The organism is Frondihabitans sp. 762G35 (assembly GCF_002074055.1).
Classification (GTDB): domain Bacteria; phylum Actinomycetota; class Actinomycetes; order Actinomycetales; family Microbacteriaceae; genus Frondihabitans.
On the sequence record NZ_CP014619.1, the window covers coordinates 1,309,376 to 1,326,231 of the forward strand.

Annotated in this window: 19 protein-coding genes; 10 read left to right on the forward strand and 9 right to left on the reverse strand. The window is 71.9% G+C overall.

Going from position 1 to position 16,856, the window contains the following annotated elements:
• The first annotated feature begins 14 nt into the window (after nucleotides 1–14).
• Both AS850_RS06335 and AS850_RS06340 read left to right on the forward strand, forming a co-directional pair.
• Nucleotides 15–1,466: an NCS2 family permease gene (locus tag AS850_RS06335; protein WP_164088404.1), complete on the forward strand. Its 1,452-nt coding sequence runs from the start codon at nucleotides 15–17 to the stop codon at nucleotides 1,464–1,466.
• A 70-nt stretch (nucleotides 1,467–1,536) separates the two neighbouring features.
• On the forward strand, nucleotides 1,537–2,193 hold the full coding sequence (locus AS850_RS06340; RefSeq protein WP_236940853.1) for a DUF1345 domain-containing protein: 657 nt from the start codon (nucleotides 1,537–1,539) through the stop codon (nucleotides 2,191–2,193).
• Nucleotides 2,194–2,220: 27 nt separating this feature from the next.
• Here AS850_RS06340 and AS850_RS06345 read toward each other — a convergent pair whose 3' ends face one another.
• Nucleotides 2,221–2,994 (reverse strand): tyrosine-protein phosphatase, encoded by a 774-nt coding sequence (locus tag AS850_RS06345; RefSeq protein WP_216819868.1) that lies wholly within the window; start codon nucleotides 2,992–2,994, stop codon nucleotides 2,221–2,223.
• A gap of 9 nt (nucleotides 2,995–3,003) precedes the next feature.
• Here AS850_RS06345 and AS850_RS06350 point away from each other — a divergent pair, with 9 nt between their 5' ends.
• Nucleotides 3,004–3,573 (forward strand): hypothetical protein, encoded by a 570-nt coding sequence (locus tag AS850_RS06350; protein ID WP_123955463.1) that lies wholly within the window; start codon nucleotides 3,004–3,006, stop codon nucleotides 3,571–3,573.
• An 18-nt stretch (nucleotides 3,574–3,591) separates the two neighbouring features.
• Here the strand turns inward: AS850_RS06350 and AS850_RS06355 are convergent, their stop codons facing one another.
• Together AS850_RS06355 and AS850_RS06360 are read right to left on the reverse strand one after the other, a co-directional pair.
• Entirely contained in the window at nucleotides 3,592–4,473 is an 882-nt protein-coding gene (locus AS850_RS06355; protein ID WP_119868351.1) for an aldo/keto reductase, read from the reverse strand.
• 52 nt (nucleotides 4,474–4,525) lie between these two features.
• On the reverse strand, nucleotides 4,526–5,497 hold the full coding sequence (locus AS850_RS06360) for an aldo/keto reductase (RefSeq protein ID WP_119868352.1): 972 nt from the start codon (nucleotides 5,495–5,497) through the stop codon (nucleotides 4,526–4,528).
• A gap of 101 nt (nucleotides 5,498–5,598) precedes the next feature.
• Between AS850_RS06360 and AS850_RS06365 the strand changes: the two genes are divergently transcribed.
• On the forward strand, nucleotides 5,599–5,967 hold the full coding sequence (locus tag AS850_RS06365) for a TIGR02611 family protein (RefSeq protein WP_119868353.1): 369 nt from the start codon (nucleotides 5,599–5,601) through the stop codon (nucleotides 5,965–5,967).
• A gap of 21 nt (nucleotides 5,968–5,988) precedes the next feature.
• On the opposite strand, the gene AS850_RS06370 is transcribed toward AS850_RS06365, so the two are convergent.
• On the reverse strand, nucleotides 5,989–6,561 hold the full coding sequence (locus tag AS850_RS06370; RefSeq protein ID WP_119868354.1) for a hypothetical protein: 573 nt from the start codon (nucleotides 6,559–6,561) through the stop codon (nucleotides 5,989–5,991).
• Between the two features lie 90 nt (nucleotides 6,562–6,651).
• Here AS850_RS06370 and AS850_RS06375 point away from each other — a divergent pair, with 90 nt between their 5' ends.
• Nucleotides 6,652–7,584 carry a DnaJ domain-containing protein gene (locus AS850_RS06375; RefSeq protein WP_119868355.1) on the forward strand — a complete coding sequence of 311 codons (933 nt, stop codon included), beginning with the start codon at nucleotides 6,652–6,654 and terminating at the stop codon, nucleotides 7,582–7,584.
• Nucleotides 7,585–7,622: 38 nt separating this feature from the next.
• On the opposite strand, the gene AS850_RS16480 is transcribed toward AS850_RS06375, so the two are convergent.
• The 3 genes from AS850_RS16480 to AS850_RS06390 form a co-directional block, all read right to left on the reverse strand.
• Nucleotides 7,623–8,489, reverse strand: coding sequence for a M15 family metallopeptidase (locus tag AS850_RS16480; RefSeq protein ID WP_164088405.1), 867 nt, complete (start codon nucleotides 8,487–8,489; stop codon nucleotides 7,623–7,625).
• Between the two features lie 2 nt (nucleotides 8,490–8,491).
• Entirely contained in the window at nucleotides 8,492–9,199 is a 708-nt protein-coding gene (locus AS850_RS06385) for a hypothetical protein (RefSeq protein ID WP_119868356.1), read from the reverse strand.
• Nucleotides 9,200–9,270: 71 nt separating this feature from the next.
• Complete coding sequence (locus AS850_RS06390) at nucleotides 9,271–9,975, reverse strand: hypothetical protein (protein WP_123955464.1); 705 nt, start codon at nucleotides 9,973–9,975, stop codon at nucleotides 9,271–9,273.
• A 99-nt stretch (nucleotides 9,976–10,074) separates the two neighbouring features.
• Here AS850_RS06390 and AS850_RS06395 point away from each other — a divergent pair, with 99 nt between their 5' ends.
• Both AS850_RS06395 and AS850_RS06400 read left to right on the forward strand, forming a co-directional pair.
• Complete coding sequence (locus tag AS850_RS06395; RefSeq protein WP_119870175.1) at nucleotides 10,075–10,455, forward strand: VOC family protein; 381 nt, start codon at nucleotides 10,075–10,077, stop codon at nucleotides 10,453–10,455.
• Between the two features lie 11 nt (nucleotides 10,456–10,466).
• The gene (locus AS850_RS06400) at nucleotides 10,467–11,054 is read left to right on the forward strand and encodes a dihydrofolate reductase family protein (RefSeq protein WP_119868358.1); all 588 of its coding nucleotides are present in this window, start codon (nucleotides 10,467–10,469) and stop codon (nucleotides 11,052–11,054) included.
• Here AS850_RS06400 and AS850_RS06405 read toward each other — a convergent pair.
• Nucleotides 11,018–12,289, reverse strand: coding sequence for an aminotransferase class I/II-fold pyridoxal phosphate-dependent enzyme (locus tag AS850_RS06405; protein WP_173795180.1), 1,272 nt, complete (start codon nucleotides 12,287–12,289; stop codon nucleotides 11,018–11,020). The genes AS850_RS06400 and AS850_RS06405 overlap by 37 nt on opposite strands.
• A gap of 100 nt (nucleotides 12,290–12,389) precedes the next feature.
• Between AS850_RS06405 and AS850_RS06410 the strand changes: the two genes are divergently transcribed.
• Genes AS850_RS06410 through AS850_RS06420 form a run of 3 tightly spaced genes read left to right on the forward strand, consistent with a single transcriptional unit; the run spans nucleotide 12,390 to nucleotide 14,947 of the window.
• Nucleotides 12,390–13,583, forward strand: coding sequence for a N(5)-(carboxyethyl)ornithine synthase (locus AS850_RS06410; protein WP_119868359.1), 1,194 nt, complete (start codon nucleotides 12,390–12,392; stop codon nucleotides 13,581–13,583).
• 16 nt (nucleotides 13,584–13,599) lie between these two features.
• On the forward strand, nucleotides 13,600–14,004 hold the full coding sequence (locus AS850_RS06415; RefSeq protein WP_119868360.1) for a hypothetical protein: 405 nt from the start codon (nucleotides 13,600–13,602) through the stop codon (nucleotides 14,002–14,004).
• Between the two features lie 43 nt (nucleotides 14,005–14,047).
• Nucleotides 14,048–14,947: an NUDIX domain-containing protein gene (locus AS850_RS06420; RefSeq protein WP_119868361.1), complete on the forward strand. Its 900-nt coding sequence runs from the start codon at nucleotides 14,048–14,050 to the stop codon at nucleotides 14,945–14,947.
• Between the two features lie 130 nt (nucleotides 14,948–15,077).
• On the opposite strand, the gene AS850_RS16930 is transcribed toward AS850_RS06420, so the two are convergent.
• Nucleotides 15,078–16,727, reverse strand: a complete 1,650-nt coding sequence (locus AS850_RS16930) for a S1C family serine protease (protein WP_173795181.1) — start codon at nucleotides 16,725–16,727, stop codon at nucleotides 15,078–15,080.
• Nucleotides 16,728–16,856 lie beyond the last annotated feature (129 nt).

Here is a 16,856-nt window from a genome sequence, read left to right on the forward strand (position 1 = left end):
TCCGAAAGTGACGTATGTCCAGCACGACCCGCACCGGCTTCGCCCCCACCGTCGACCGCTTCTTCGAGATCACGAAACGGGGGTCGACCTGGGCGCGCGAGATCCGCGGCGGCCTCGTCACCTTCGTGACGATGGCGTACATCGTCATCCTCAACCCGCTCATCCTGGGCGGGTTCTCCGGCGACCAGGCCGCGAAGGACGTCGCCGGCCACTGGCTGCAGAACGCCCAGGTCGGTGCCGTGACGGCTCTCACCGCGGGCGTCATGACGATCCTCTTCGGTCTCGTCGCGCGGCTGCCCTTCGGGCTCGCCGCGGGCCTCGGCATCAACTCGTTCCTCGCCGTCAGCGTCGTGAAGGACGTCACCTGGCCGGAGGCGATGGGGCTCGTCGTCATCGAGGGCCTGGTCATCGTCGTCCTCGCCGCGACAGGGCTCCGGAGCCTCATCTTCCGGGCCGTGCCCCAGGCGCTCAAGACGGCGATCACCGTCGGCATCGGCCTCTTCATCGCCTTCATCGGCCTCGTCGACTCGGGCTTCGTCCGCACCTCGGGTGCCGACTCCCCGCCGGTCCAGCTCGGCACGGCCGGCTCGATCACGACGCTGCCGACCATCGTGTTCGTCATCGGGCTCGTCATCATCGGCGTCCTCATGGCGCGCAAGGTCAAGGCCGCCCTCCTCATCGGCATCGTGGCGACGACCGTGATCGCGATCGTCCTCGAGGCGATCTTCCGGGTCGGGCCGTCGCTCGGCACGAACCCCGCGGGCTGGAACCTCAACGCCCCCGTCCTCCCGACGGCGCTCGTGTCGCTCCCCGACCTGTCGCTCGTCGGTCAGTTCTCGTTCGGCTCGTTCCACCGGATCGGCGTGCTGGCCGCGACGATGCTCATCTTCACGCTCGTGTTCACGAACTTCTTCGACGCCATGGGCACGATGACGGGCCTCGCTCGGCAGGCGGACGTGGCGGACGACGACGGCACGTTCCCGCGGCTCCGGCCCGCCCTCATCGTCGAGGGGATCGGTGCGGTCGCGGGCGGTGCCACGAGCGGTTCGTCCAACACGGTCTTCGTCGAGTCCGCCGCGGGCATCGGCGAGGGGGCGCGCACCGGGCTCGCCTCCCTCGTGACCGGGGTGCTCTTCCTGCTGGCGATGTTCTTCACGCCGCTGACGCAGGTCGTGCCGCTCGAGGTGGCCGCTGCCGCCCTCGTCGTCGTCGGTGCGCTGATGGTGTCGCAGATCCGGTTCATCGACTGGAGCGAGTTCTCGGTCGCGCTGCCGGTGTTCCTCACCGTGATCGTCATGCCGCTGACCTACTCGATCTCGAACGGGATCGGCGCGGGCTTCATCTCCTGGGTCCTCGTGCGCTCGCTGTCGGGCAAGGCGAAGGAGATCAGCCCGCTGCTGTGGGTGGTCGCGCTCGGCTTCCTCGTCTACTTCGCGCGCGGTCCGATCCAGCTCTGGCTCGGCTGAGCTGATCTCCGGGCGCCCGCGCGGCGTGGCGTGCCCGCAAGGAGGGTGCGAGAGGCGCGACCATGGGGCCGTGCACCCACTCGTCGTCGACGCCCGCGCGGGGCGCTCCCGGATCCGCCTCGTCGTCATGACCGTCGTGGGGATCGCGGCGGGCACCCTCGCCGCGGTGCTGGGCTGCGGCCCGGCGTCGCTCGTCGTCGGCTGGGCCGGGGCCGCGCTGACGTACCTCCTGTGGGTCTGGATCGTCGTGAGGCGCTTCGACGGGGAGAGCACCCGCGCCCACGCCCTCCGGGAGGATCCGACCCGGAGCACGTCGCAGCTCCTGCTGATCCTCGCGAGCGTCGCGAGCCTCGTCGCCGTGGGCGTCGTCCTCGTGCAGGCGAACCAGGCCAAGGGGGTCCAGGCGGATGTCCTGGCGGCGCTCGCCGTGACGAGCGTCGCGCTGTCGTGGTTCCTCGTCCACACCCTGTTCATGCTGCGGTACGCGGTGCTCTACTACTCCGGCGCGTCGGAGGGCGGTATCGACTTCAATCAGCAGGAGCCGCCCGACTACGGCGACTTCGCCTACCTCGCCTTCGACCTCGGCATGACGTTCCAGGTCAGCGACACGACCGTCACCTCGAGCGCGATCCGCCGCGTCGTGCTCCGTCACTGCCTGCTGTCGTACCTCTTCGGCTCGGTCATCCTCGCGTCGCTGATCAACCTCGTGGCGGGCCTCGGCGGCTGAGCCCCGGCGGCCTCTCCGCGCGGCGCCTCAGGCGTCGGTGAGTCGGGAGCGCAGCGCCTCCACCTCGTCCTCCGAGAGGCCGGCGCGCAGGAGGTACGCCTCGGCGTCGAAGCCGGAGGCAAGACCCGACACCACCTCCTGCGTCGACGTGCCCTCCCGGGCGAGGATCGCGTCGATGAGCGGTTGCTCGTCGCGCCCGCCCACGACCCGGGCGCGCGCCGACACGGCGGGCGCGCTCCGGGCGTAGTCGTCCGCGATCTCGGCGGGCGACGCTCCGGCGAGGGAGAGGAGGACCACGGCGACGATGCCGGTCCGGTCGCGCCCCGCACCGCAGTGGAAGACGACGGCTCCGGGATCCGCGTGCGCGATGCACCGGACGGCCGCGGCCACGCGCTCGGGCTTCCCGCGGAGGAACGGGCCGAGGACGAGCGGGGTGCCGTCGATCCGGTCGGCGTCGGCCCAGAAGGCCTCGTCGGAGCGGTCGTCGAGATCGACGTGGACCACCCGGATCGAAGCGGGAGGGTCGGCGACGGGCCGATCGGCCGCCACCTCGTCGTCGTCGCGCAGGTCGACGACGGTCGTCACGCCGGCCTCGACGGCCTGCTGCCATCCCGTCGAGGTGACGGCCTCGACCGTGCCGGCCCGGTAGATCCGGCCGGGAGAGGCGGACCCGAGACCCCCGAGGTCTCTCGTGTTGAAGAACCCCTGCCAGTCGACGTCCCGGGTCTCGTCCATCGAACCAGTCTGCTGGATGCGAGGCTCCTGCCCGGGGCGGTGCTCGCCGTCGGTGGCGGGTGGCATGCTCGGTGCATGACCGGAGACGCCTTCGCCAACACCGTCCAGATCGTCGCGACGCTCATCGCCCTTGCCGGTCTCGCCGTGTCGTTCGAGTTCTCGCGACGGGGCCAGAAGCTCCAGCGCGAGGCGTCCGCCGAGGCGGCACGGCAGGCGGAGGAGTCCAATCGCGCCGCACAGGCCGCCGCGCAGAGGGCCGCGGCGTCGGCGGCGCTCACGATCGACGATCTGGCACGGATCGCAGGAGCGCTCGAGGCGATCGCAGCGCGCCGACCCACCGGCGCGGGCTTCGAAGCGCGGGCGGAGGCGGTCGGGGTGTCGTGGCGGCTCGAAGCCACCGGCGGTGCCGGCTACCGGCTCACCAACACGGGATCGACGACGGCCCGCGACGTCTGGGTCGGCGGTGCCCCGTCGCTGGAGGGCCCGTCGGGAATCGCCGGCCACCCGGATCTCGCCCCCGGCGCCTTCGTGGCGTTCCGGGCGACCGTCCTTCCGGTGACGACGGATTCGACCATCACGGTGACGTGGGCCGAGGCGCCGGGGGCGGAGCGCTCGTCGTGGCGCTATCCGCTCCCCGGCGCCTGAGGGCGCGAGCCCGAGCGACTACTCGGCGGTCGCCGTCGCGAGTCGCGCGATCTCGTCGTCGCTCAGCTTGAGCGTCGCCGCCGTCGCGGAGTCCATGATCGACTGCGGGCGCGACGCTCCCGGGATCGGGATGACGGTCGACGACTTCGACAGCTCCCAGGCGAGGCAGAGCACCTGGGGCGAGACCCGGCGGGCGTTCGCGATCTCGGCGAAGACGGCGTGGTTGGCACCGAGGTCGGCCGCGTTCGTGATGCCGCCGAGGGGGCTCCAGGGCAGGAACGCGATGCTCATCTCGTCGCAGAGCTCGAGCTCCTTCGTCGACGACAGGAACGCCGGCGAGAACTGGTTCTGCACCGACACGAGGCGCCCGGAGAGCACGTCGTCGGCCTCGCGGATCTGGTCGACGTCGGCGTTCGAGATGCCGGCCATGCGGATGACGCCCTCGTCGAGGAGCTCGACGAGCGCTCCGATGGAGTCGGCGTAGGGCACGTTCGGGTCGGGCCGGTGGAACTGGTAGAGCCCGATGGTCTCGACCCCGAGGCGCTTCGCCGAGGCCTTCGCGGCCTCCTTGAGGTGCTCCGGTCGGCCGTCCTGGTCCCAGCCACCCGACGTGTTGTGCACGCGGGTGTGTCCGCCCTTGGTGGCGACGAGCACGTCGTCGGTGCTGCCGTGCCACGCCTTCAGCGCCTCGGCGACGAGCGTCTCGTTGTGGCCCTCGTCGTCGGGCTTCCCGGCGAGGCTGTAGGCGTCCGCCGTGTCGATGAGCGTGACGCCGGCCTCGAGGGCGGCGTGGATGGTGGCGATGGAGCGCTTGCGGTCCGGTCGGCCCTCGATCGACATGGGCATGGCGCCCAGGCCGATCGCGCTGACGGTGACGTCTCCGATGGTGCGTGTCTTCATGCGGTCCGTGCTTTCTGTCGGGTCGGGTCGAGGGGCTGCAGGATCCGCGGGCTCACCACGCGTAGTCCTCGGGCGCCGGCTTGTGGCCGGGGAAGATCGCGTCGAGCTTGTCGAGGGCGTCCCGGTCGAGTCGGATGTCGACAGCGGCCACGGCCGAGTCGAGCTGCTCCATCGTGCGCGGACCGGTGATCGGCCCGGTGACGCCCGGCTGGTGCAGGAGCCACGCCAGGGCGAGTTCGCCGGGGGCGTGACCGAGGTCGCGCGCGAGGTTCTCGTACGACTCCAGCTGCTCGCGGTGCTCGTCGACGTACTCCTTGGAGCGGCCCTCGAGGCGGCGCTTGCCCTCCTGCTCCTTGCCGATGATCCCGCCGAGGAGACCGCCGTTGAGCGGCGACCACGGGATAACGCCGAGGCCGTACTGCTGCGCGGCGGGGATCACCTCGAGCTCGACCTCGCGCTTGATGAGGTTGTAGATCGACTGCTCGCTGACGAGCCCGGTGAAGTGGCGGGCCTTGGCCGCCTCCTGCGCCTGGGCGATGTGCCAGCCGGCGAAGTTGCTCGATCCGGCGTAGAGGATCTTGCCCTGCGCGACGGCGACCTCGATGGCCTGCCAGATCTCGTCCCAGGGGGTCTCGCGGTCGATGTGGTGGAACTGGTAGAGGTCGATGTGGTCGGTCTGCAGGCGCTTCAGGCTGGCGTCGAGAGCGCGACGGATGTTGAGGGCGGAGAGCTTGCCCTCGTTGGGCCAGTCGCCCATGTCGCCGTAGAGCTTCGTCGCGAGGACGGTCTTCTCGCGGCGCCCGCCCCCCTTGGCGAACCACCGTCCGATGATCTGCTCGGTGATGCCCTCGCCCTTCTCCCAGCCGTAGACGTTGGCGGTGTCGAAGAAGTTGATGCCGGATTCGTGAGCCCTGTCCATGATCGCGTGCGAGTCGTCTTCGCTCGTCTGCGGGCCGAAGTTCATCGTGCCGAGAATGGCCCGGGAGACGGACAACCCCGTGCGTCCCAAATGCGTATAGTCCATGCTCCCTGCTTAGACCTCTCCCAGCGTCCGCGTCCATCGCATTCAGGAAGCTGCCACGGAGCGCGCCGTGGGCTCCCATGCCGCGTCGCTACCATCGACGCATGCCGGCCGCCGACGAGACTCTCCACGACGCCGAGGTGCGGCGGCATCAGCATCGCTTCCGCACCTCGCGGTTCGCCAAGCGCGCGCGGCTCCTGCGGGCCCGTCTCAACGCCTACCCGAAGCTCCGCGTCGCCTACAAGGTGGTCGTCGGGATCGTCGGCGTCGCCGTCGTGATCGCGGGCGTGATCCTGATCCCGCTCCCGGGGCCGGGCTGGCTCGTGGTGTTCCTGGGGCTCGCCATCCTCGGCACGGAGTTCCCCGCGGCGCACCGGCTCAACCAGTGGGTGCAGCGGCAGGTCCGCGCCGGGCTCGCCTGGCTGCGCGAGCGACGTCGTCGCCGTGCTGCCAGGGCCTCCGTGCCGCGCTAGCCCGGGCCGGTCGACCGAGGGTCAGACCTCGGCCAGGGCCTCGCTGCCCCACGTCGTGATCTCCTTCGGCACCGCGATCTCGTGCGACCCCGCGGCCTCGAGGACCTCGACGGCGCGGACGCGCTCCGCCAGGACGCCTTTCGTCGCGACGATCCACGAGCCGACGAGGACGCTGTCGTCGACGGCGGAGTGCACCGCGACTCCGGCGACGTCGAAGACGCCGTAGGCGGGCTCCGACACCGTGGCGCGGACGAGGTCGCCGTGGGCGATGGTCGCGGATCGGGAGCCCGAGGTCGCAGCGGTCTCGGACGCCTCGGCGGACGCGCGTTCCGCCGAGTGGAAGGTCCGCAGGAGTCGCAGCGTCTGGGCCGGCTTCTTGTTCGCTTCGAGAGGGTGGCTGCCGAGGGCGAAGGAGCCGAGGATCGTCGACGCGGTGACCTCGCCTCGCACGACGAAGATCCCGTAGCGCTCGGTCGCGAACGTGGCCGCGACCGCGTCGCCCGGCTGGAGGTCGGCGAGGGCCGCGGTCAGGGCCTTCACGTTGCGCTTCGCCGGGGGAGTGAGATCGGTGAGGATGCTGTCGTCGTCTGCCACCCGTCGAGCGTATCGGGCGGAGGCGTCCGGCGAGTTCCGAGCGGGCCTCGGCCGTGTTCTCAGCCCCCTCCCGGTAGTCTCGTCCGACAGATGAGCGAGAGTCCGGCCGCCGCCACGCCCTACGAGGTGCTGGGCGTCAGCCCTGCCGCCAGCCAGGACGACCTCCGCAGGGCCTACCGCCGACTGGCCCGCGTCACGCACCCCGACCTCGGCGGGAGCCCCGAGAAGTTCCGACGAGTGCAGCTGGCCTGGGAGCGAATCGGCACGCCGGAGGACCGCGCCCGCTACGACTCCGCGAGCCGGAGCGGGACCGCGCCCGGCTCCTCCGACTCGACGGGACGCACCTGGGCTCCCGCCGCTCCTCGCCGTCGGCCCGAGACGAAACCGCGCGCACGCGCCTTCGGGCACCCGGGCGGGCAGGAGCGGGTGCTCTTCCTCGACCTGATGCGCGAGTGGGTGGGCCGCGGGGAGGACCTCGACGACCCCTACGATCCCGTCCTCGTGCGCTCGGCGCCGCCCGAGATCCGCCGGACCCTGGCCAAGGCGATCGCGGAGGAGTCGACGGCGACCGCCGTCGTCGAACTCGGCATCGGCTACACGATCTGGAGCAACGTCGCGGCCGGCCGCGAACCCGAGCTCGACCACATCGTCCTGGGGCCGACCGGGCTCTACGCCGTCAACTCCGAAGACTGGGGCGCCCCGATCCGGCTCGTCAAGGGCGAGATCGAGGGGGAGACCGTCGGCCACGACGAGCAGCCGGCGAAGCGTCTCGCCCGGAGCGCCCGCGCCTTCCAGAAGACCAGCCGGGTGCCGTTCACGGCCCAGCTCATCGTCGTCCCCGACTCGTCGCTCGAGGAGCCCGTCGCGCCCGTCAGTCTCGGTTGGCGCAATCAGGCGTTCGTGGTGCGGCGCTCCGTGCTGCCGTTCGTCCTCCGTGGCGGACTGACCGGCGGGGCGAGCACGAGCACCATCGACGTCTTCGAGGTGCGAGACCGCCTCCAGCAGGCCGTCCGCTTCGTCTGACGCACGGACCCGCCGTGGGAGCGGCATCCGCCATCGGGTCAGACCTGCGGGACCTTCAACGCCGCCGAGATCTTCGCGAGCTGCGCGTTCGCCTTCTGGGCCTCGATCTCGGCGCGCCGGGCGATCTGGCGGGTGTCCCGGAGAGCCTCCCACGCCCGGCCGGGCATGTCCGCGGTTTTGTACGACCAGACTCGCGTCGCCAGGGCGTCCGCGTTGAACTCGGGGGCGCGCAGGATCCCGATCATCGCGTCGCGGATGATCAGCTTGAGCTGGGCTTCGGAATAGGGCATGTCGTCCTCCGGGAGTGTGGGGGGTGGTGAGTAGGAGCCGGTGAATTCGAAGTGCCACGCTTCGCGCCACGCGAAGGTGTTCCCTCGGGGAGACCAGCCGAAGCGAGGTGCGTTGGCGTCCATCCAGATCTTCTGGGGCGATCCGTAGCGTTCGACCCCGGATCCGAAGTCGCAGGCGAGAGCCCACCCGTGCACGGAGGTGCCCGGCGGTGCCGCGAGGGCGAAGCCCGGCCGGTGGTTCGTCCAGCCCTCATAGAGGTACTGCTGTCGCGCGAAGTCCCGATACCCCTCGCTGATGCTGAGGCTCGATCCGAAGCGCTGGTGGAAGGCGGTCGAGAGGTCGAGGTAGGCGACGGCGGCGTCGGACCGCAGCCGGGGACCGAGGCGGGCCGGCACGGGCGAGAGCGCCGAGGCGGGAATCCTGCCGTTCGCGTGCCCGCCCCAGCCGGCGGCCCGGGCCACCGGCGCGACGAGGGCTCCGTCGGCGAGGGCCGCGAGCGTCGCCGCGCCTGCCGCGGCCAGGACGAGGAGGGTCCGGCGGGAGAGGTGGGAGGTCGCCTCGAGGAACTCCTCGTCGTGGGCGAGGAACAGGTTCCGGGACGGCTGGTTCGTCACGATCAGCAGTCGCCCGCACCGTGGACGATCACCGGCCAGGCGATCGCGGTGACCGTCGTGCCGCGGAGGACTGCGGCGACTCCGCGCCTCCCCGGGGTCTCGCCGGCCGTCGCCTCGGCGGGGCCGATCAGAGCCGTCGTCACCGTCTCGCCCCCGACCTCGTGGCTCTCCGTCAGCGAGTCGGGCAGCGCTGCGAGGAGGGCTCCGGCGTCGTCGCCCACCTGGACGCCCTCGGGGCCCTCGAGTTCGACGGACGCGCCGTCAGCCGAGGCGACCGCAGGAGCCCCGAGGCGCGTCTCGAGGGGAGCCCCGCCCTCGGGTGCGAACACGGTCAGCGCCCCGTCCCAGTCGTAGGCTGTGCCGGGCGTCACGCAGTGATCCTGACCGGTCGTCGTCACGGTCGGTGCCCCCAGGAGCTCGGTCAGTTCGGCCACGCTGCGGGCGGCGTCACCGCCGGGAGTCCGCGTGGAATCCGGCCCGGTGATCGTGAGGTGGCCCGGGCCCAGAACGATGGACGGCGTGGTCGCGGCGGGGGACGTGGACGGGGTGGGGCTCGCCGTCGGTGTACCCGTGGCGGTCCGCGCGACGGCGGTGCCGGTCGTCGCCTCGCTGGGATCGACGGTGGAGGCGCAGCCGACGAGTGCGCCGACAGCGGCGATCGCGCCGAGTCCTCGCGCGAGGCGTGCCCGTCGTATGAGGTGTAAATACATGAGGCATTTATACACCAGTCAATCATCGGGCGCTGAGGAGGACGGCGTGTCCCCTCGAGGAGAGGTGCCCGTCAGCGCCCGACGACCGCCGCGGGGATGCCGTCGGGGAGCGCTCCGAACCCGGCGAAGACGACGTCCGTCCCGGTGAGGAGGGCCGCGCGGACGAGCGCGCTCGTGGCCGGCGCCGCAGCGATCACCGTCGCCCCGCTCGGTTCCGGCCCCGCGTCCGCCCGCGCGGGGAGCGCCACCCACGGCGCCCCGCCGAGGGCGACGAGCGTGCGACCCTCGAGGGAGTCCGCATCGAGGACGACGGCTTCGGCGCGCTGCGAGCGGAGCGCGCCGACGGCGGCCTCCACCCCGGTGTCCGCGAACTCCAGGTCGTGGTCGGCGGGCAGCCGGTGGCCGAGGTGACGGATCAGCGGTGACAGGTCGGGGACGAAGCCGTGCCCGGTGACCTCGCCGCCTTGGAGGGGCCCCAGGAGGAGCTCGGACAGCAGGATGCGGCCGCCCGACGCGAGCACGTACCGGCTCACCCGTCCCGCCACCTCGAACGGCGAGGCCAGCGCCTCGTCGATCGCGAGGATGTCCTCCTCGGGGGTCCCCTCCGACCAGAGATCGACGCGGAGCCGCTCCCGCCGGTCGTCGAGCCAGGACTCCGAGCGGGCCCTCTCGCCCTGCACCGTGACGAGAACCCAGGTCGACAGCGGACCCCCCACGCAGGCCTCGGCGGCTGTGCGGAGGAGTGCGGCCGGGAGGGAGACGCCGACGTCGGTCACGGGCATCCTGCGGTCGAGGAGAGGGAAGACATTCTGGACATGCTTGCATTCCCGTCAGCGAGAGGCAATATGGGTGCACCGATCGAAGGAGACGGGATCATGATCACCACCCGACACGCATTCAGCGGATTCGCCGTGAAAGACGTCGAGGAGGCGAAGCGGTTCTACCGCGACCGCCTCGGCCTGACCGTCACGGACGGGATGATGGGCAACGCCGACATCGTGCTCCCCGGCGGGGCGACGGTGCTGATCTACCCCAAGGAGGACCACGTCCCCGCGGCCCACACCGTGCTCAACTTCGTCGTGGACGACATCGACGCGGCGGTCGACGAACTCGCCGAAGCAGGCGTCGCCATCGAGGACTTCGGCGGCTACGCCGACGAGCGGGGCATCGTCCGCGGTCGCTCGGTCGATCGCGGCCCCGACATCGCCTGGTTCCGCGACCCCGCGGGCAACATCCTCTCCGTCCTGGCTCTCTGAGCGGCATCGTCGTGCGGACGCTCGTCGCGCTCGTCTTCAACTACTCCCTCAACGGCCTCCTCGCCGACGAGGGCACCGACTTCTACCGGTTCTGCTTCGAGCTCCTCGACCGGCACGGCGGACCCGACCACGACGACGCGTCGCTCGACTTCCTCCGCACCGCGGACGCCCACCTCATGGGCAGGAGCGCGTACGAGGGGATGGCCGCGAACCTGCCGCAGGCGACGGACCACCCGTGGTCGGCGATCATGAACGCGGCCCCGAAGATCGTCTTCTCGACGACCCTCGACAGGGCGGACTGGGAGAACACGATGATCGTGTCCGGCGGCACGTCGGAGGAGGTCGAGCGGATCCGCGACGGCGGCGACGGCCACGTCGTCGTGTGGGGCGGCGTCCGCCTCTGGCGCTCCCTCATGAGGCTCGACCTCATCGACGAGTTCGCCATCGGGCTCCACCCCTACGTCACGAACGAGGGCACGGTCCTCTTCGATGACGTTCCCGACGACTACCGACTCCTGCGCGTCTCCAGCGACGCCACCGGTCCGGGAGTCCTCGAACTGCGCTACCGCCGCGACCGCGGACCGTCGGCGACCCGCTGACCCTCGGCGGCCCGCTGACCCTCGGCGGCCCGCTGACCGTCGGCGACGTCGGCCCGGGCCGCCCCGAGGCCCGCGACGAAGACACCGAGCCGACGCAGCCCCTCCGCGAGCGTCTCGCGCGAGGCGGCGTAGGAGAGCCTCACGTGCGAGTCGGCCGTCGAGAAGCCGAAGTCGCGCCCCGGCGTGAGCGCCACGTGCGCCTCGTGGAGCGCGCGCTCGCAGAACTCCCACGACGAGATCCCGGTGCCGGTGACGTCGAAGTAGACGTAGAACGCGCCGTCGGGGACGACCGGAACCGGCAGCCCGATGCGCGAGAGGCCGTCGAGGACGAGCGCCCGCCGGGCGAGCAGTTCGAGACGACGCTCCTCGGAGAGCGCGAGCGACTCCGGCGTGAAGCACGCCAGCGCCGCCTGCTGCGCGGGGGAGGAGGCGCAGAGGAAGTAGTTCGTCGCGAGCTTCTCGACGGCGGGCAGGAGAGCCTCGGGCAGGATGCACCAGCCCAACCGCCACCCGGTCATGCCGAAGTACTTCGAGAAGCTGTTGATCACGATGGCGTCCGGGTCGACGCCGAGCACCGAGCGCTGGGGGGTCCCGTCGGGAGCGTGGTCGCCCAGGTCGAGGTAGATCTCGTCGACGATCCGCCACAGCCCGAGCGACCGGGCCTCGGCGCACACGGCCTCCAGCTCGGCGAAGGGGATCGACGTGCCGGTGGGGTTCGACGGGGTCGCGATCATGACCGCGGTGGTGGCGTCGGTGACGGCCTCCCGCATACCCCGCAGGTCGAGCTGGTAGCGGGTCTCCGGCGACGACGCGACCGCGCGGATCCTGCCCCCGAAGGTCTCCACGAGCTGGCGGTTGCACGGGTACGAGGGATCGGCCAGGATCACCTCGCTCCCCGGGTCGACGGTCGCCGACAGCACGAGCAGGAGCGCGGCCGATGCCCCCGACGTGATGACGATGCGCGCCGGGTCGACCTCGACGCCGTGCCGGTCCCGGTAGAACCCGGAGATCGCCCGACGGAGCGCGGGCAGGCCGAGAGCCGAGGTGTAGGGCAGGGGCCGCCCGTCCATCACCTCGCGCATCGCCGCCCGGACCGCGGGTGGCGCACCGAAGTCGGGCTCGCCGATGCTGAGCTTGACGACGTCGTGCCCCTCGGCCTCGAGGTCGGCGGCCTGCTGGCCGAATGCCATGGCGTGGAACGGCTCCACGTTCCGCGCTCGCTGGGACAGCTTCACCGCGTGCTCACTTCCGGTCGGGACGGGCGGTGCGGGCGGGATCCGGGTGGGATCCGGCCGACCGGTGATCGCACCGCGCGCTCGCCGCCTAGAGTCCAGTATGAGCGAAACCGAAACGACGCCCGCGCTGCTGCTCCTCGGAGTCCTCGCCACGTCCCGCAAGGTGGACGAGAGGCGCGTCCCGATCCATCCCGCGCACTTCGAACGGATCGACGCCGACCTCCGGGCGAAGATGATCCTCGAGCGCGGCTACGGCACCCGCTTCGGCATCGGCGACGACGAGCTGGAGCCGCTGGTCGGGGTGATGGCGGACCGCGACGAGATCATCGCGCGCGCGGACGTCGTGCTCCTGCCCAAGCCGCAGGCCTCCGACCTCGAGGATCTCCGCGACGGACAGACGCTCTGGGGCTGGCCGCACTGCGTGCAGGACCGCGCGATCACCCAGCTCGCCATCGACAAGAGGCTCACCCTGATCGCCTGGGAGGCAATGAACCACTGGCAGGCCGACGGCGGCTTCGGGCTGCACGTCTTCCACAAGAACAACGAGCTCGCCGGCTACTGCTCCGTCCTGCACGCCCTCCAGCTCTGCGGGTCGACGGGTGATTACGGCCGCCGCCTCAGCGCCGTCGTGATCGGCTTCGGGGCGACGGCGCGCGGCGCGGTGACAGCCCTCAACGCGCACGGCGTCCACGACGTCCGGGTGCTCACCAACCGGGGGATCGCCGCGGTCGGATCCCCGATCCCGTCGGTCGACATCATCACGTTCGAGCACGACCCCGCCGCGCCCTTCGCGAGCACGGTCCACGCGGAGGACGGCCCGGTGCCGCTCGCCCCGTACCTCGCCCAGAACGACATCGTCGTCAACTGCACCCTGCAGGATCCGAACGCCCCCCTCACCTACCTCCGCACCGAGGACCTCGGGGCGTTCCGACCCGGAAGCCTCATCGTCGACGTGTCCATCGACGAGGGGATGGGCTTCTCCTGGGCCCGAGCGACGACGTTCGCCGACCCGATGTTCACCGTCGGCGAGACGACGAACTACTACGCGGTCGACCACAGCCCGTCGCTGCTCTGGAACTCGACCTCCTGGGAGATCAGCGAGGCGCTGATGCCCTTCCTCCGCACCGTGATGGAGGGGCCGTCCTCGTGGAGCGCCTCGGAGACGATCGACCGCGCGGTCGAGATCGAGTCCGGCCGGGTCCGCAACGACGCGATCCTGACCTTCCAGGGCCGCAGCGCCGACTACCCCCACGCGGCAGCCGGCGTCCACGAGGCCGGTATCCTCGAGGGGTGAAGCAGGAGCCCCGCGCGTGAGCGACGACGACCAGCGCCCCGCGCGGCCGGTCACGTCGATGTCGCTCCGCGCCGAGCGGCTCCGCGCGAGCATGGCCAGGGCCGCCGGGTCCCAGCCGCACCGGGACGACCCCGGCCTCTCCGCGCCGCGCCGGCCCCCGCTCGCCCGCGCCGACCAGAACCGCTGGGCCGTCGCCGCCCTCGCCGTGGGCATCGTCGCCGTGCTCCTCAACCCCGTCTACCTCACCTGCGCCGCCGGCCTCGCGCTCTCGCTCCTCGGGCTCCGGCGGGCGAGAGCGCTCCGCGCTCGCGGCGTCCTGCCCGGCGGGCGCTCCCTGGCGCGCTGGGGGCTGGGGCTGTCGCTCTTCGCCGCCGCCCAGTTCACCTTCTACCTCGTCGTCGCACCCCTCCTCGGCCGGTGACACACGGCGTCGTCGGCGCCCCGAACGTGGCAAGCTCGATCCCGTGACCATCCACGGACCCGCCGACGGCTGGGTCGTCGCGCCCGACGGCCGGAAGTTCTGGGGGCGGGCGGGAGCCGCCGGCCTCCTCGTCGTCGACGAACGCGACCGCGTCCTCCTGCAGCACCGGGTCGAGTGGAGCCACTTCGGCGGCACCTGGGGCATCCCCGGGGGTGCCCGGCAGTTCGACGAGTCCGCCGTCGACGGAGCCCTGCGCGAGAGCGCCGAGGAGGCGGCCGTCCCGCCGGAGGCGCTCCGACTCGTCTTCACGAGCGTGGTCGACCTCGACGTGTGGACCTACACGACCGTCGTCGCCCGGGCGACCCGCGCTTTCGAGCCGGTCATCTCCGACGGCGAGAGCGAGGCCCTCACCTGGGTGCCCTGGCACGAGGTCGACTCGCTGCCGCTCCACCCCGGGTTCGCCGCGACCTGGCCGCGGCTCGGCCGGACCCTCCGGGAGCCCCTCCACCTCGTCGTCGACGCCGCGAACGTCGTCGGATCGAGGCCGGACGGCTGGTGGCGCGATCGCGCCGGAGCCACCGACCGGCTGGCCTCGTCGCTCGGCCGTCTCGCCGAGACGGGCGTCCGCGCCTCCGACTTCGGCCGCCCCGGCGACGAGGTCGAGACCTGGTGGCCGGAGGTGACGCTCGTCGTCGAGGGGAAGGCCACGGCCGCGCAGGAGCCGCCCCTCGCGTCGCGCCTCGACCTCCGTCGTGCGGAGGCCGACGGCGACCAGGCGATCGTCGACCACGTCCGGGCGCTCGGCGGGGCCCCTTCCGGCCCCGGGCCGCTCGTCACGGTGGTGACGGCCGACCGCGGCCTCGCGTCGCGCGTGGAGGCGCTCGGGGCGCGGGTCGTCGGTCCGCGCATCCTGCTCGAGAGCCTCGACGGCCTCGGCGCCTGACGTCGGCTCTCCGTCGCCGGATGCCGGGCTCGTCCAGCACAGCCGGGTAGGGCGAGAAGCACGGGGTACCCCCGACGCACGGAACGCCGGCCACCCGCGAGGCGGGCGACCGGCGTTCGTCGTCGTCGGATCAGGCGGCGGGACCGGATCCCAGCGTGACCGTCACCGTCTGGCTGGCGCCCGAGGAGTCGGTGTAGGTGATCGTCACGCGGTCGCCGACCTGGTGCGACCGGATGGCCGCGGTCAGGGCGGAGGCGTCCGCGACGGGCGTGCCGCCGACGGCCGTGATGGTGTCGCCCGCGACGAGGCCGGCCTTGGCGGCGGCGCTCCCCGTGACGGTCCCGGCGATGGGGACCCCGGCCGTGGCCTGCGTGCCCGTGCCCTGACCGGAGCCGCTGCCCGACCCGCTGCCCGTCGACGCGATCTCCGCGCCGAGGAAGGCCGGGAGGCCGATGACGATGGTCGAACTCGACTCGCCCGCCGTGATCTTGTCGGCGATCGAGAGGGCGGTTGCGATCGGGATCGCGTATCCGGTCACGTCGGCGGTGCCCGAGGATGCGGCGGTCACGATGCCGATCACCTTGCCGTCGGCGTTGCGGAGGGGACCTCCGGAGTCGCCCGAGACGACGTCGGCGCTGATCTCGATGAGGTTCGACAGCGACTCCTGCCCCGACCCCGAGTCGCTCTGGACCGTGATCGACTGCTTGGTCGCGAGGACGGTGCCCTTGGCGGTGACGAGGCTGCCGGTGCCCTCGGCGTTGCCGGTGGAGTGCACCTGGTCGCCGGACGCGACACTCGCGGACTTCGCGAACGACACGGTCTGGAGACCGCTGGCGTCCTGCAGCTTCAGCACGGCGACGTCGTTCGTGGCGTCGGTGCCGACCACGTCGGCGGTGTAGGTCTTGCCGGTCGACTCGACGGTGACCTGGATGCTGGTCGACCCCTGGACGACGTGGTTGTTCGTCAGGATCTCGCCGTCGCTCGTCATGATCATGCCGGTGCCCGCCGACTTGGAGGACTCGTCGTAGTTGAGGGTCGACACGATCGTGACCAGGCCGACCTTCTCGGCCGCGGTGGCAGCGGTCGCGTCGGTCGGGACGGTGCCCGTGCCCGAGCCGGAGCCGCCCGAGCCGCTGCCGCCCTGGCCGCCGCCGAACGTCCCCGTGCCGCCCTGGCCGTAGCCGTAGCCGCCGAAGGAGCCGCCGCCCGAACCGCTGCCGGGGATCTGGAGCGTCTGCGTCTGACCGGCGGCCAGCGCCTTCTCGGTGTTGTACTGCGCGAGGGCGTAGGCGCCGCCGGCGGAGGCGCCGGCGACGAGGAGGCCCGCCGCCGCGATTCCGGTGATCGCCAGCCAGCGCTTCGAGCGCCGGGGGGTGCCGCCGAAAGCCGGCGGGACCTCGCCGGGCCGCGAGGAGCCGCTCTGCGCGGCCGTGGCGTAGTCCGAGGATCCCGGGTGCGCGGATCCGGACGGGTCGTACGCCTGGTAGTCGTCGTTGCTGGTGACGAGGTGAACGGGCTTGCCACCCGTGATGTAAGGCAGGGTGTGGGCCGTCGGGGCGGGTCGGGTCGGCTCGCCGTCCGGAACGCTCGTGGCGGACTCGCCGCTCGCGGCCGGAGCCTCGTCGAAGAGCGGCTGGGGGACGGTCGGCTGGTCGTCGGCGCTCGTGGGCCGGGCCTCAGCGCTGTCGGGCGCAGGGGACGACGGTGTCGTGCGCTCGTCGCCCGCTCCGTCGTTCTCGGGAGAACCGGAGACGCCGTGGGGGTGTGTGCTGTCGTTCATGAGGGCCTTCCTGGGGCTGTGCGGTGACGTGTGTCCATGAAAGGCGCGCCGCCAGAGAAATCCCTATGACGAGTCTGAGCGCCGGTGGTGAAGAAGGTAATAACCAGCTAGAGACAAATCCGTGCTGAC

Excerpts from the sequence above, each read along its gene's own strand:
- AS850_RS06335 (WP_164088404.1), top strand. The coding sequence starts at position 15 with ATGTCCAGCACGACCCGCACCGGCTTCGCCCCCACCGTCGACCGCTTC.
- AS850_RS06345 (WP_216819868.1), bottom strand. The coding sequence starts at position 2,994 with ATGCCACCCGCCACCGACGGCGAGCACCGCCCCGGGCAGGAGCCTCGC.
- AS850_RS06350 (WP_123955463.1), top strand. The coding sequence starts at position 3,004 with ATGACCGGAGACGCCTTCGCCAACACCGTCCAGATCGTCGCGACGCTC.
- AS850_RS06355 (WP_119868351.1), bottom strand. The coding sequence starts at position 4,473 with ATGAAGACACGCACCATCGGAGACGTCACCGTCAGCGCGATCGGCCTG.
- AS850_RS06360 (WP_119868352.1), bottom strand. The coding sequence starts at position 5,497 with ATGGACTATACGCATTTGGGACGCACGGGGTTGTCCGTCTCCCGGGCC.
- AS850_RS06365 (WP_119868353.1), top strand. The coding sequence starts at position 5,599 with ATGCCGGCCGCCGACGAGACTCTCCACGACGCCGAGGTGCGGCGGCAT.
- AS850_RS06375 (WP_119868355.1), top strand. The coding sequence starts at position 6,652 with ATGAGCGAGAGTCCGGCCGCCGCCACGCCCTACGAGGTGCTGGGCGTC.
- AS850_RS06385 (WP_119868356.1), bottom strand. The coding sequence starts at position 9,199 with ATGTATTTACACCTCATACGACGGGCACGCCTCGCGCGAGGACTCGGC.
- AS850_RS06395 (WP_119870175.1), top strand. The coding sequence starts at position 10,075 with ATGATCACCACCCGACACGCATTCAGCGGATTCGCCGTGAAAGACGTC.
- AS850_RS06410 (WP_119868359.1), top strand. The coding sequence starts at position 12,390 with ATGAGCGAAACCGAAACGACGCCCGCGCTGCTGCTCCTCGGAGTCCTC.
- AS850_RS16930 (WP_173795181.1), bottom strand. The coding sequence starts at position 16,727 with ATGAACGACAGCACACACCCCCACGGCGTCTCCGGTTCTCCCGAGAAC.